We start from the raw sequence: 14180 nt of genomic DNA on the forward strand, positions 1-14180 counted from the left end.
ATTGACATATCAGTTCCATTTGATTGTTTGCTCCTTGTCTAGTATAGAACATGAAATGACTGTTTTTGAATCATTAAGAATTATTTTTAACAATATACTATGCTCGGGGCAGAACAATGATGGGTCTTTAAAAAAACTTTTTGATCACCTATAATACAGCGAATAAATTTCAGGAGCTTGTCCATGGCAGCCACCAGCAGTGACGTCTTTTCTTCTCTGACGAACGATATGAAGTCTGGCAAAAGGCAAATGGATACACCCACGCTGCGAAGACTCTACGACAATATATTTGACCGAGCGATTAGCCAGCCTCAACCTGGCAGCTCATCCAGCCCATCACAAAAAAATTCAAATTGTATTTTTGTCGATGTGGATGGAACCCTGCTGCATGGCAACCAGTCTCTGGTAAACCATTCCCTGATTCAACAACTGCAGGCCATCAGGCAGGCAGATCCCGCCGTAAAAATCTATATATTCTCCAGCATGGATCTGCTTAGACTGGCCAATCAGACTGATCGCGTTGCTCTATTTGCCCTGCTGAACGAAAGGAAGCTCATTGACGGTGTTTTAACCAGTGCCGATGTAAACTACCAGAACAACGAAGGCCGCTACAAGGCTGGAAGTTATTATCAGGAAGTCTATTTACCCCTCACACATATTCTCTTTAATGATACGCATACATTAAAAAACGTCCGTGCGGAGGAATTCAAAATTCTGCTCGAAGATGCTTTGCACAGGCAGCCGGGAACGGTTATCCGGGGTGCTATCGAATGCATCCTGCAGACATGGGATGACAGCGCTGCCGTACTGATTTTAATTGACAGACTGATTCATGAAGCAGCGCGATTGTCTACTCAGGAGAAATACAGCTCGAAAACGAATATCGATGATGGGGACAAAGGGTTACTAATGGATCTGTTTCTGGAAGATAACCCTGCTATCAGACAGGCATGCCTGATTGATGATGCCCAGGACTTTCTCGCCTCCTTCATTAGAGTCTGCAACCATCATTGCATTCCGTTCATCGTGCATAACGCCCGGAATTACGACAACATGCTCAGCAGTCTCAATACCATTCCCCAGACGATGCTGACGCCCATGGTCCATCAGCTGATGAAGCGGGAATACCAGGCGTTTGCCACCCTGTATACAGCCATAGAAAAAAATGACAGACCGGGTTACGAACTGGCCGTGACAAAACTACTGGATTTATACACACTGGTTCACTCTCTGAACGCTAATAATCAACTGGCCATGCTGGAAAGCCCCTGCAGCGAAGCAGACCTGCAAACCCTCCGTCAAATCGAAGAAAATCTAAAGATTCTGCAAAATCAGCTACTGTCTTCCCGTACCTATCCTTCTGTCACTCGCCGCCGAAACAATCTGCGCCTGCGAAGTGACATCGAAAACGATCTCAAAAGCCAGCAAGACGCATTGATAAGCCTTGCCAGCTATGGCAATCCGATTGCACTCTTCTGGCTGGCACACTGCCTGTCCAATCCCGATGCCCCAGTGTTCAAAAAGGACAGTCAGGAAGAGATTCCTCACGATCTGGTGACGGCCAGCCATTTTGCTCACGCAGCGCGGTTCTGTCTGGATAAACTATCACCTGATAGCCTGCGTTTTGAATGGAAATATCGACTGGACAGACTGATTAAGAAGATAGACCAGCAGGCGCATGAAGCCGGCATCGACCTTAATACTTACAGTCCGGTGAAACAGCCGGGCTGGACTATTGCAGGCATGAGCCCCTTATCCTTCCGACAGTATTTACAATGCCGTGAGCAGGCAGCCACTGACGTTGAACCCGTGTTGGCAGACACCCCACTGGTAAATCATCATGGGCAGCGTCCCTGCGCCCTGCTGGATTTCGACGGCACGTTAAAATTTGGCCAGGCCAATGAGCTTAACTTTAACGACGCCTTGCTCGATGCCCTGTGGGAAAAAGGGATTCGTGATGTTTATATTTTATCTAACTTTGAGCTGAATTATCGAAATGTTCTGGATCGCGAAGCAGGAATCCGTCACCTGCAAGACCGTGGGTTTACCGTTCATGGCGTCATTACGCCTGCCGATTTGGTCTGGACTAAAAAAGATCTGGCACTTAGCTATGTTGAAGCTGAAAATCAATTCATGGAAGAACAGTTTGCCCAAAGAACCAATACCGGAGCTTCCCCTGAACTGATAACTACCGACGCTTTCCGGGATTTATTAAACATAGAAGGCGTCGAACCCGGCATCGCGTTCAGGGAATTTTCCCGGCAAATCAGAGCGATAGCTGCCCCATACGAGGCCAGACTACTGATTCACTGCAGCGAAGACGAACTCCAGGCAATCAACGGGGTTCCTGCATCTGGGCGATATTATTTAACGCCTGATGATATTTATTATCAGGGACCCGACGACATACAGCCCGTCCAGATTGATCTTCTTCAAAAAACAAAAAACATACTGCGCCAGCAGTTTCCGAATACAGTTGAGCTCACGGCAGATATGCACCTGCAGATTTTTCACATAAGTGATCATATCCCTGAATCACCGGCATTGACCAACATCAGCCGGGAAGGAAATCAACTTGCCGCAGTTGAGGGATCCATCGAGAAAAACCTTGGTTTCAAAAATAAAGGCGCACTGTATCACCTTCTTTTGCTCCGGTTGCCTGAATGGGTTAGTCGCTTCGTCTTTGTTGATGATGCGGACAGAATGCTCAAAGGCGTTCAGAAGGCACACGATCGTTTTTCCTCTCCCCTGAAACCCCATCTACATTGTATTCACAGTCGCCTGCAATATTCAGCTGTTCCCAACAATGTCGCAGTCGAACCATTCCAGATGATTCCGGCCGAGGCAAAGAGAGACGACATCGAACTGGCCTTGTCTTTGGATTATTATCGAACAGCACTCGCGACCTTCACAAACGCGCAAGGTAATGCCGATGAAGACAGACAGGCCTTGCTTCAAGCGAAACAGGATGAAAAGCGATATCTGGAAATTTATTCGCCACTGGTTCGCCACATCGACGCCCTTCTTCATCCCGACAACCTAACGCAGTATTCACCCATGATTTTGGCCTATGTCGAAGCCATAAAAAGGGAGCTGCCAGTCTATCCTGAACGCACAACGCTTGATAATCTTTTGAATTATCGCGATGCGTTTATTTATTCGCAGACTGTTTTTCCAACAAACCCCGGCGGCGCAGAGCTGTTGGAAAAGGCATTAAAACAAGTGGAAACCAGACGCTCTGGTCTGCTTGGTTTTTTTGGTAACCTGGGTGCCAAACCCTGCGATCCGGTCGAAGTAACCCTTGCCAGCATCAAGGCAGCCTCATCGCAGCAACTGGAGCGACTGGCAAATCTGGCCTTGAAGGGTGGAAATCCCCTGTTCCCACATCCATCCTTACACACAGCTTATGAATGCCTGTTCCTGGCATTCATGAAAGCGGACGAGCTTATCAACATTGAGTATAGAGAAAGGCTGTTACGTTTTATCGATGAATTTAACTTCAACACCATCATCAGTAAGCGCAACGAAAACCGCAGCCCCGTCTGCGACGTCATCAGCACCCTGCTGAACAATATCGAAGCAACCTTTGTTCTCGGCTGCCCAAAACACGCCCCCGCGATCCAGCAATACCTCGGACGCAGCCTGCCAATCTACCAATACGCCATCAGCAACTGCACCGAAAATGAAGACTACAAAAAACGAATGTCAGACAAACTGACAAGCTTCAACACCCCAATCCCCCAGGAATCCCCAATTTCAATCCCCGCCACCTCCTCCCCTGAAAATTCAGGCTTGTAACCTTGTTAAATAATGCGTATATTTTGCCCCAAAAAATTCATAAATTAAAATTTTTTAATCTAACATACTGGACACAAGATGACTCAAACAGGCAATACGCTGGCTCACCAGGCAAGTACATATATCAAGCAACGCTTACCGTCGTTTAAACCAACCATAGGCATCGTACTCGGCTCCGGTCTGGGAGGTTTTGCTGAGCTGCTGGAAAATCCTCTGGTCATCAGTTACGACGATTTGCCAGGCTTCCCACATATGACAGTACAGGGACATCGTGGCAACCTGATTCTTGGTTATCTTGGCGGTGTTCCCGTAATCTGTCTGCAAGGCCGCGCGCACGTTTACGAAGGTGCCAGCCATGAGCTGGTTAAAACCTACGTTCGAACCCTGCGCCTGCTTGGTTGTGAATATTTTCTGGCAACCAATGCGTCTGGTTCGCTGCGTGAAGAAGTCGGCCCGGGTGAGTTGATGATGATAACCGATCACATCAATATGCAAGGCAGTAATCCTCTGATTGGCCCCAATGACGACGAATTTGGTCCGCGCTTTGTCCCTCTCGACAACGCTTACGATAAAAGCCTGCGTAAAGCGCTTCTGAAAGCCGCTCATCAGGAAAATATCTCTCTGCATCAGGGGGTTTACCTTGCCGTTTCTGGCCCCAACTACGAAACAGCCGCTGAAATTAATGCGTTTCGTATGTGGGGTGCCGATGCTGTCGGCATGTCAACTGTCCCGGAAGTTCTGGTAGCAAATCATTGCGGGATGAAGGTTGCCGTCATCGCCACCATCACCAATTACGCAACCGGACTGGCCAGCACCAGCCACAGTCATGATTCGGTTGTTGAAACAGCCGGTCTGGCCGCGACAAGACTCAGCCAGCTGGTCAAAGCCTTTGTATTGGAACTGAAATGAAGCTCGACGCAGACTACGGGACGCTGCTTGATCAGATGAAGCCCCGGCTCTGGTCTGCCAGGCAGATCATATCCCTGATGGATTTGACTCTGCTTGACGAGTCTGCCAGCGAGTCTGCGTTAACCGGCCTGCTCGATAAGAGCAGGCAGTATCCGGTGGCTGCCATCTGTGTGTATCCACAGCACCTTCCATATTTTCCAGCCAATCAAGGGTACCGACGGGCTACCGTAGTAAACTTTCCCGGTGGCAATCAGGATATCAGTACAGTTCTCCACGCTATCGAACGCATTATTGAAAGTAAGCAGGCGGAAGAAATTGACTACGTGTTTCCATGGTCGCTCTGGCTGCAAGGCAGACAACCTGAAGCAATCGAGCATTGTCGTGCTGCATATATGATGGCACAACAGGGCAATATGCTGTTTAAAGTCATTATGGAGACCGGTGCATTTCCTTCAGCCGACTCCGTGTATGAGTTAAGCCGTGAGCTGATTCAGATTGGCTGTGATTTCCTGAAAACCTCAACCGGTAAGATAGCTACAGGTGCTACGCCCCTGGCAGCCTATAGTATGCTGCGGGCAATTCAGGATGAAGGATCCCGTCATTGCGGGATCAAATTATCCGGAGGAATCCGCACCGCAGAGCAGGCGCATCTTTATATGAATATGGCGTGTGAAGTTCTACGGCAAGAACCTGACAAAAGCTGGTTTCGACTGGGTGCCAGCACCCTTCTTGATGAATTGGTAACAGATCCTGACAATCAGCCAGGTTAATTAATCCAAAAATCAAGATACATTTTTTAAACAAGACGATAGGGATGAACGTCTTGCGTATTGTCACGGGTTATTCAGGGATGCCAACAAAGGAAATGGAGCAGACATGGGCGAAACAATTGCGGAACTTCTGACGGACGCGGTAAGCTTTGTCATCTGGCAGGCCATTAAACGCTGGTGGCACTAAAGTTCCAAGAGCAAAACCATCCTGACGGGCGATGCAAAGTACTGCGACAGCACGGAAGTATACGATGATCCAAAACGTACACCGACCCAGGTTAAAACGGGTGAATTGCCGGGACAGGTGATTCCAGGACAACTGAAAATACATCAAATCCAAAACAGGACAAAACTGCTGAAGTGCGGGAGCGGATTATTTCCATGTGCAAATCGCCCAGGGCGTTGTCAGAGTATTTAAAGACTATGGGTGTAACTGGCCGAAAATTAGCGGCTATTATTAAGCTTGAAGTAAACTCGTTATCTGCTACCTCAAGCTATGCTGCTTCGAGTATCCCAGAGGGCAAGCGCATCTAAATTCTGAGTACGAAAACAGTCTTACTTGCCTGCGTGCTGTGCTTTATGCACAGCACCCAGATGTACTTGAATCGAGTGCCGCAGCTGAAGATGCTCTGCACATACGACTCCAATTCAGGCCGAATTGAACCAATAAAAATCAAAATATTTCTAATATACCGTAGGTTGGGCCTTGGCCCAACATGGAGCTGGCACCCAGGCTAATTGTTGGGCCGAGGCCCAACCTACTGATAAAATCATAGACTGGACCCCGGCCCAGAATGTTTCTCATATACCGTAGGTTGGGCCTTGGCCCAACATGGAGCTGGCACTCAGGCTAATTGTTGGGCCGAGGCCCAACCTACTTATAAAATCATAGACTGGACCCCGGCCCAGAATGTTTCTCATATACCGTAGGTTGGGCCTTGGCCCAACATGGAGCTGGCACTCAGGTCAATTGTTGGGCCTTGGCCCAGTCTGTCTAAAACAGATCTTCCTGCTTCAGTCCCACACGCTCCAGCAGGCCGCGCAGTGTTTTGAGTGCTTCAACCTGGATCTGGCGGACGCGCTCGCGCGTCAGGTCAATTTCCTTGCCCACGTCCTCGAGGGTGGCACGCTCAAACCCGCGTAAACCAAAGCGTCTGGCAATAACCTGCTGCTGGTTTTCTGTCAGTTTGTCCAGAAGAGATTCGATCTGATTGCACAAATCCTCGTCCGTCAGCAATTCGGCTGGATTCATGCTGTTCTCGTCGGCGATGGTATCGAGCAGAGATTTGTTTTCGTCATAACCTACAGGCGTATCAATAGACGCCACTTTGTCGTTCAGCCCGAGCAGCTTACGTACGTCTTCCAATGGCTTGTCCAGCATGTCAGCTATTTCTTCCGGTGATGGCTCATGATCCAGTTTTTGAGTCAGATGTCTGGCTGCACGCAAATAAACATTTAATTCTTTCACAACATGAATGGGCAGACGAATGGTTCGCGTCTGATTCATGATGGCGCGTTCGATGGTTTGCCTGATCCACCAGGTGGCATAGGTTGAGAAGCGGAACCCTCTGTCCGGATCAAATTTCTCGACGGATTTCATCAGGCCGAGATTGCCCTCTTCAATCAAATCAAGCAGGGGCAGGCCTCTGTTGAGGTATCTGCGCGAAATTTTTACTACGAGACGAAGATTGGACTCAATCATTTTCCTGCGCGCAGCCGCATCGCCTTTTAAGGCCAGCCTCGCGTAATGAACCTCCTCCTGCGCAGAAAGCAAAGGTGAAAATCCGATTTCACCGAGATACAGTTGTGTGGCGTCCATAACTTTTGCGCCCTGCCTGCCTCGCTGATACGTTGGAAAAGCCTCTTCATCACTAAAGTCAGGCTCGTCATCGGCATCAATCCCTGCGTCCAGGGCCATATCTACATCCGCTGCGTCATCTTCGAGCGGCAACACGTCTTCCTCGGGCTCTTCCCAATCACTGCCTGACATCACTGGTTTGTTAGCTAACTCGTCGTCTGTCTGCATGATTTCACCTTTCGTGTTCAAAGCATATTATTTAGGTAAATAATCCGCCGGATTGACCGGCTGCCCGGCTTTTCTAATCTCAAAATGAACGCCCCAGAACTTTCTGTCCATAACGCCCATATCGGCAATAATCTGACCCGCCTTAACAGCCTGCCCCTCTTTTACCCGATTGACGGAGTTGTTGCCATAAGCCGTTAGAAATTGTCCATTATGTTTTATTATAATCAAATTTCCATAACCACTGAGACCATTTCCAGCATAAGCGACCACACCCGCAGCCGAAGCATAAACCTTATTACCTTTCTTACCAGCAATATCCATGCCTTTTTTTCCCTGCTGGGGAACAAATCCAGAAACAACCCGTCCTCTGGCTGGCCATTGCCATGATCCCTTTGAACGGTAAAACGGTGTGAACCGGGCTCTCGGTACAGGTGCCGTATGGGCTGAAGGCCGGGTTCGACTGTTTGTACGCGGCTTGCTGACTGGGGTGTAATAACGTGCACGAGCCCGTGGCGGGATGCGGATTATTTGTCCCACTCGTAGTGCATAGGGACTGCGCAGGTGATTCCAGGCGGCAAGTTGCCGGAAATCCTTGTCATAACGGAAGGCAATGGCAAACAGCGTCTCTCCGCGCTGCACTCGATGCACGGATTGATGATTGCTCACAGGATGCCATTTCAACTCGACCACCGGTGCCGGCGTGTTGCGCCCGCCGCAGGCCGTAATCGACAGAATCAACACACATAGACAGATAAAACGCATCATCCATTTCCCTGAAAAAACACCGGATCAATGTCCTTGACCCAAGTGGAAAGTTGATCAAAAACCTTGTAGTGAGTCATATCAAGATTCAATGGTGTAATGGAAACACAACCACGGCTGATGGCAAAAAAATCGGTGCCGGGTCCGGCATCGGCTTCCTGGCCTGGTGGACCAATCCAGTAAATAGGCCGGCCACGTGGATCGTGATCCTTAATGGTAGGTTCGGCACTGTGGCGTGTTCCGAGGCGCGTGACTTCCATGCCTTTTATCTGTTCAAAGGGAACATCGGGAATATTAACATTCAGAATGGTCTGCAAGGGCAGCAGGTTGGCACGCAGTTTCAGAACCAGCTGTCGCGCAATGATGGCGCCGGTTTCGTAATGGTTGATTTTATTTTCACCAACCATGGACAAGGCTATCGACGGCAACCCGAGGTGACGCCCCTCCATGGCGGCAGCCACCGTGCCGGAATAAAGAATGTCATCCCCCAGATTAGCCCCGTGATTAATGCCGGAAACCACCATGTCGAAGCCTGGCTCCAAAAAACCAGTCAAGGCGAGATGGACGCAGTCCGTTGGCGTACCTTCAACGGCATAGTGTCCAGCGTCCATTTGCCTGATACTCAAAGGACTTGTCAGCGTCAGGGAGTTGCTGGCGCCGCTGCGGTTTCTGTCTGGTGCAACGACCGTTACATCGGCAATTTTTTCCAGTTCTCTGGCAAGTGCCTGGATGCCTGGCGCCATTACGCCATCATCATTACTAACCAATATTTTCATTGTTTTAGCTCGTTGGTGAGGTTAACCATTTAATGACAGCCAGTCGTTGCTGTAATTCCTGTTGCGTAGATTTCAGCAGGTCGGGATTTGGCGCTGTTTTTGCCTGTTCTTCGCTCAGCGTGGTTTGCAGAGCAATGATTTTTTTGCCAAATGCCTGAGGGCTAAGCTGTAACTCCAGGGCGAGCTGATTCAGACTTCTCGCGGCCGAAGCAAGCTGCGTGCAGCTGATACCGGTGGGCTGTTGTGCCGGGCAGTTTTTTATGGCTTGCTGTAACTGATCTGGATGGGTACGGTAATACTGTTCATCATGAGGGGTACAGGATACCAGCCCCAGGATAAACAGCCCCGAAAGAAAATACTTAATCATCACCTGCCTCGTGGTGTTGGAAATAAACCCGGAGATAGTATCATTGTCGGGGAGAGAGTGCTATCAGCAGATCAGAAGCGTTTGTGCAGGCCGGGCCTTGCGGATTGGACCCGGCCCGGCCTATGGCAATTTAACGAGCACTTCTTCGCGCGGGTCGTGCTGACGCCTGTTCTGGGCGTCGAGGTCTGGGCGCGTTATGACGCCGGTGCGTGTTGCTGGTGCTGCTGGTAACAGGAACATGGTGGCTGGGTTCAAAATCGTCAACTTCCTCTCGTTTGATACGATTTTTAATCAGTCGCTCAATATCCTGCAACTGTTTTGCTTCGTCAGCGCATACCAGAGAGATGGCTTTGCCTGCGGCTCCGGCGCGCGCTGTCCGTCCAATACGATGCACGTAATCCTCCGGCACATTCGGCAGGTCAAAATTAACGACGAGTGGTAATTGATCAATATCAATTCCACGTGCTGCAATATCTGTTGCAACCAGAATCTGAATTTTTCCTGATTTAAAGTCAGCCAGTGCCTTGGTGCGTTGCGCCTGACTTTTGTTGCCGTGAATAGCCATGGCATCAATTTTATCCTGCAGCAGCAGCTTCACCAATTTATTGGCTCCGTGCTTGGTGCGTGCAAAAACCAGAGCCTGATGCCAGCTTTTTTCACGAATCAAGTGACTCAGCAGTGCCGCCTTTCGCGACTTATCGACTGGATGAACCAGTTGATCAACTTTCACAGCCGTGGTGTTACGAGGTGCTACATCCACTTCAACGGGATTAACCAGCAGCTCTTTTGCCAGCTTGCGGATTTCATCTGAAAATGTGGCCGAAAACAGCAGGTTCTGGCGATTTTTAGGCAGTTTGGCGAGAATTCTTTTAATATCGTGAATAAAACCCATGTCCAGCATACGATCGGCCTCGTCAAGAACCAGCATGCTGATCTGGTCAAGGCGAATGGCGTTCTGCTGAAACAAGTCCATTAAACGCCCCGGTGTAGCCACTAGAATTTCCACGCCAGAACGCAGAGCCATCATTTGAGGATTTATTTTTACACCGCCAAAAACAACGGTAGAACGTATGGGAAGGTATTTACTGTACTGAACGATGCTTTCCTGAATCTGGGCCGCCAGTTCACGGGTTGGTGTCAGGATTAAGACATGGGCGCTGTTATTTTTTGCCCGCTCCCTGCCGGTCAGTCTGTGTAAGATGGGCAAGGTAAATCCGGCTGTTTTTCCGGTTCCTGTCTGGGCTGAGGCCAGCAGATCATTCCCGCGCAACACCACTGGAATGGCTTTTTCCTGGATGGGGGTCGGATGTTGATAGCCTTGCTCGCTCACGGCTTTTACAATGGGTTCGCCCAGACCTAGATCTGAAAACGTGATCGTCATAATAGATTCCTTAAAAGTGCATCCGAGCCCCGATAGCTACAAGAACTAACTCAAATTGGAATAATATGAGCGAAGCGCGAACAAAAGAGCGTCATTGTATCATAGTTTTGCACAGCTTTCATTGAAAAAACAGCTTATATTTGCTATCCTGGAGCATGCTTTTCCCGACTCTGAGTTATTCATGCTGGATTTCAATATTATTCGTGACCCACAAAGTGGTGAACTGTACGTGGAAACATCCATTACAGGCAAACCCCTGCTTACCCTGCCTCAGCTGAATAAAAGCACGGCCTTTACGCAGGAGGAACGCCTGGCCTTTGGTTTGCTGGGCAAGCTGCCACATCGTGTTGAAACGCTGGAAGAGCAGGTGCAGCGTGCCTATCTGCAATACGCCAGCTATAAAACCCGTATACAGCAGAACATTTATCTTAATAACCTGCATGATAAAAACCAGATCCTGTTTTACAAGCTGCTGAGCTGCCATCTCGCGGAAATGCTGCCCACCATATATACACCAATTGTAGGCACTGCCGTCAAACGATTCAGTCACGAATACCGCCAGCCACGTGGACTATACATTGCCCATACTGATATCGAACACATCGAAGCCATCGTGATGAATCGTTCCAACCCGGATATCGATGTGATCGTGGTCACCGATGGTGAAGGGGTTCTGGGCATTGGAGATCAGGGTATTGGCGGCATGGATATTCCGGTGGCCAAGCTGATGGTATACAGCCTCTGTGGCGGCATTGATCCATCGCGCACGCTGCCTGTGTTTCTGGACGTCGGCACCAACAACACCGAGCTGCTCGCGGATCCATTGTACCTGGGTTGCCGTCATCCCCGGATTGAAACCGCGAAATACGATAAATTTATCGATGTGTTTGTCAACGCCATCCGCCGCCATTTCCCTCACGCTTTTTTGCACTGGGAAGATTTTGGCCGCGAAAACGCCAGGCGCCTGCTGGATAAATACGAAGATCAGCTGTGCACATTTAACGATGACATTCAGGGTACAGGAGCTGTTACGCTTGCTGCGATACTGGCGGCCTGTAAAAAGACGGGAAGACCGCTGCCCGAGCAGCGAATCCTTGTATTTGGCGCCGGTTCTGCCGGCACGGGCATCAGCGATCAGCTGCTCGATGCCATGATGCGCCTTGGTTTAAGCAAAGAGGAGGCCTTGCAGCGTTTCTGGCTGATAGACCGGCATGGACTCCTGCTGAATACCGACAGCAATTTAACCGACGCCCAGAGAATGTACGCACGACAGCCGGATGAGATTGTCGCCGTGAACGGCAATCCATCGCTGTTCGAGACCATTCGTCACATACAGCCAACGATATTAATTGGATGTTCTGCTCAGGCCGGTGCTTTTACTCAGGCCATTATCGAGCGCATGAACGAATCCTGTGAACGCCCCATCATTTTCCCTTTGTCCAATCCTGATGAAAAATGCGAAGCCCACCCGGCGGATATTCTGGCCTGGACCAAAGGACGCGCCCTGATAGCAACGGGAACGGCATTTGAAGCGGTAGAATATAACAATCAAGCGATTCGTATCGCCCAATGCAATAACGCCCTGGTGTTTCCTGGTATTGGTCTGGGCGTATTGGCGGTGCACGCCAGCCGCCTGTCACGGGGCATGATCTGGGCTGCGGCACAGGCATTAAGCGAGTGCACCCCTGATACAGAACACGAGTTCGCTCCCCTTCTGCCTTCTCTGGATGATGCCCAGTCTATCGCGAGTCATATAGCCCTGGCTGTCGCAAACGCGGCTATTGAGGAAAAACTGGCGACAAGGCATGCCGATGCGGATCTAAAAGCGGTGATTGCCGATTTGGTCTGGCAGCCACGCTATTTACCCTTCCGCAGGAAAGACAGCTGTACGACCCAGGCTGCTGCGCCAGGATTGAATATTGATAAAGCGCAAGAATGAAGTCGAGGATCCGCTCCCTTCTCTCTTGAGGGAGAAGGGAGCGGATCGTGCCAGCGGATTAAGTTTTGTCAAATCAAGGCCTTTCAGGAGACTCCACTTATGAACGAAACATTACATCATACCAGCCCCGAACAATCGGAACTTGGACAGGTTTCCTCTACCGACACCAGTTACAACCCAGACCGATTATTTCCCATTCCACGGATATCCAAACGCGAGGAAATTGGTATTCAGGGTCAGCTTCCCTTTTTTGGTTTTGACTGCTGGAATCACTATGAAGTCTCCTGGCTCAATGAAAAAGGTAAGCCCTGTGTCGCAGTTGCCGTCATAACCTATGATTGCAGCACCCCTTACCTGATAGAATCAAAATCCCTGAAGCTCTACTTTAACTCATTTAATAACACCCGCTTCAAAGATGCTGAGGAAATCAGACGGACGGTAGAACAGGATCTGTCAAAACGTCTGCAGGGCGATGCACAGGTGAGAATATTGTCGTTGAAAGACAACGAGCTCACTCAGATTCAAACCACCCTTACTGGAGAGTGCCTCGATGACCTCGATATCAGCTGTGACGCCTATCTGGTCAGGCCGGATTATCTTAGCACTGAAGAAAGTCACGTTCAGGAAACGCTGTACTCTGATTTATTGAAATCCAATTGCCTTGTAACCAATCAACCCGACTGGGGCAGCGTGCAGATCGCCTACGAAGGCAGAAAAATCAATCGAGAGGGTTTATTGAAATATCTGGTTTCTTTTCGCAATCATAATGAGTTTCATGAGCAGTGCATCGAGCGGATTTTTGTAGATATCATGAACTACTGCAAACCAGACCGACTGAGTATTCAAGGCCGTTATACCAGACGCGGAGGATTGGATATCAACCCTTACCGCTCAACTGAAAAAACAGCACCTCAACATGTAAACCCGCGCTTAGCGAGACAGTAGAGCCTGTACCGTCAACCTGAGTTGTTACTATTTTTTTCTCATGCTCGAGCAATATTTTGCAGCATGATGCAATTGGCGTATTGATGTGGGTCGTGCGAGGCGCCCGACCCACGTTTACTCGGATAGCATAACAATAGCAAGCGCAGGTCAGAAAATATCGGTTTTGAAGCCACGAAAGAACGCCGCCCGTTATTAAAGTAACTCCGACAAAGGTCGGTAAAACTCTTCCGGTTTTACAAGCCAAACGCCCGTTACCTTTTCTCTTTCAAAGGCTATTTTCACTTTTTCACTAACGAGTAAATTTTCGCTGTATTCTTCATCTCTTGCTAAATTATAAGCGCCCATACATCCCTTTTTATGGGTCAGGTATTTAAAGCGAAGGATGGCATCGTCATTAGCCATTTTGGTATAGACAGATTTTTCATGATCGACTCCAGTAAAAGATGGTTTCCCGCCCTTCCAATTAGCCTTAAGTTTTTCTTTACTTTTACACTGCCTACGTACCGC

The 14180-nt window shown here is 49.2% G+C and carries 11 protein-coding genes; 5 read left to right on the forward strand and 6 right to left on the reverse strand.

Annotated features, from left to right (window positions below; genetic code table 11):
• Positions 1–183: 183 nt before the first annotated feature.
• The 3 genes from ACQUTA_RS04425 to deoC all read left to right on the forward strand — a co-directional run bounded on the left by ACQUTA_RS04425 (position 184) and on the right by deoC (position 5477).
• On the forward strand, positions 184–3798 hold the full coding sequence (locus ACQUTA_RS04425; RefSeq protein WP_444986990.1) for a hypothetical protein: 3615 nt from the start codon (positions 184–186) through the stop codon (positions 3796–3798).
• Positions 3799–3876: 78 nt separating this feature from the next.
• Positions 3877–4707: a purine-nucleoside phosphorylase gene (locus ACQUTA_RS04430; protein ID WP_444986991.1), complete on the forward strand. Its 831-nt coding sequence runs from the start codon at positions 3877–3879 to the stop codon at positions 4705–4707.
• Positions 4704–5477 (forward strand): 2-deoxyribose-5-phosphate aldolase, encoded by a 774-nt coding sequence (deoC, locus tag ACQUTA_RS04435; protein ID WP_444986992.1) that lies wholly within the window; start codon positions 4704–4706, stop codon positions 5475–5477. The genes ACQUTA_RS04430 and deoC overlap by 4 nt, the downstream gene beginning before the upstream one ends.
• Positions 5478–6471: 994 nt before the next feature.
• Here the strand turns inward: deoC and rpoS are convergent.
• The 5 genes from rpoS to ACQUTA_RS04460 form a co-directional block, all read right to left on the reverse strand.
• Positions 6472–7503, reverse strand: coding sequence for an RNA polymerase sigma factor RpoS (rpoS, locus tag ACQUTA_RS04440; protein WP_444986993.1), 1032 nt, complete (start codon positions 7501–7503; stop codon positions 6472–6474).
• A 27-nt stretch (positions 7504–7530) separates the two neighbouring features.
• Positions 7531–8268, reverse strand: coding sequence for a peptidoglycan DD-metalloendopeptidase family protein (locus ACQUTA_RS04445; RefSeq protein WP_444986994.1), 738 nt, complete (start codon positions 8266–8268; stop codon positions 7531–7533).
• On the reverse strand, positions 8265–9041 hold the full coding sequence (gene surE, locus ACQUTA_RS04450; RefSeq protein ID WP_444986995.1) for a 5'/3'-nucleotidase SurE: 777 nt from the start codon (positions 9039–9041) through the stop codon (positions 8265–8267). The genes ACQUTA_RS04445 and surE overlap by 4 nt, the downstream gene beginning before the upstream one ends.
• Before the next feature lie 4 nt (positions 9042–9045).
• Complete coding sequence (locus ACQUTA_RS04455) at positions 9046–9408, reverse strand: hypothetical protein (protein WP_444986996.1); 363 nt, start codon at positions 9406–9408, stop codon at positions 9046–9048.
• A 130-nt stretch (positions 9409–9538) separates the two neighbouring features.
• On the reverse strand, positions 9539–10783 hold the full coding sequence (locus ACQUTA_RS04460) for a DEAD/DEAH box helicase (protein WP_444987008.1): 1245 nt from the start codon (positions 10781–10783) through the stop codon (positions 9539–9541).
• Between the two features lie 187 nt (positions 10784–10970).
• Here ACQUTA_RS04460 and ACQUTA_RS04465 point away from each other — a divergent pair, with 187 nt between their 5' ends.
• Together ACQUTA_RS04465 and queF are read left to right on the forward strand one after the other, a co-directional pair.
• Complete coding sequence (locus ACQUTA_RS04465) at positions 10971–12728, forward strand: NAD-dependent malic enzyme (RefSeq protein ID WP_444987009.1); 1758 nt, start codon at positions 10971–10973, stop codon at positions 12726–12728.
• 99 nt (positions 12729–12827) lie between these two features.
• Positions 12828–13673: an NADPH-dependent 7-cyano-7-deazaguanine reductase QueF gene (queF, locus tag ACQUTA_RS04470; RefSeq protein WP_444986997.1), complete on the forward strand. Its 846-nt coding sequence runs from the start codon at positions 12828–12830 to the stop codon at positions 13671–13673.
• Positions 13674–13865: 192 nt separating this feature from the next.
• On the opposite strand, the gene ACQUTA_RS04475 is transcribed toward queF, so the two are convergent.
• A partial coding sequence (locus tag ACQUTA_RS04475) for a hypothetical protein (RefSeq protein WP_444986998.1) occupies positions 13866–14180 on the reverse strand: 315 nt, incomplete at its 5' end.

This window comes from Legionella navarrensis, from assembly GCF_052527415.1.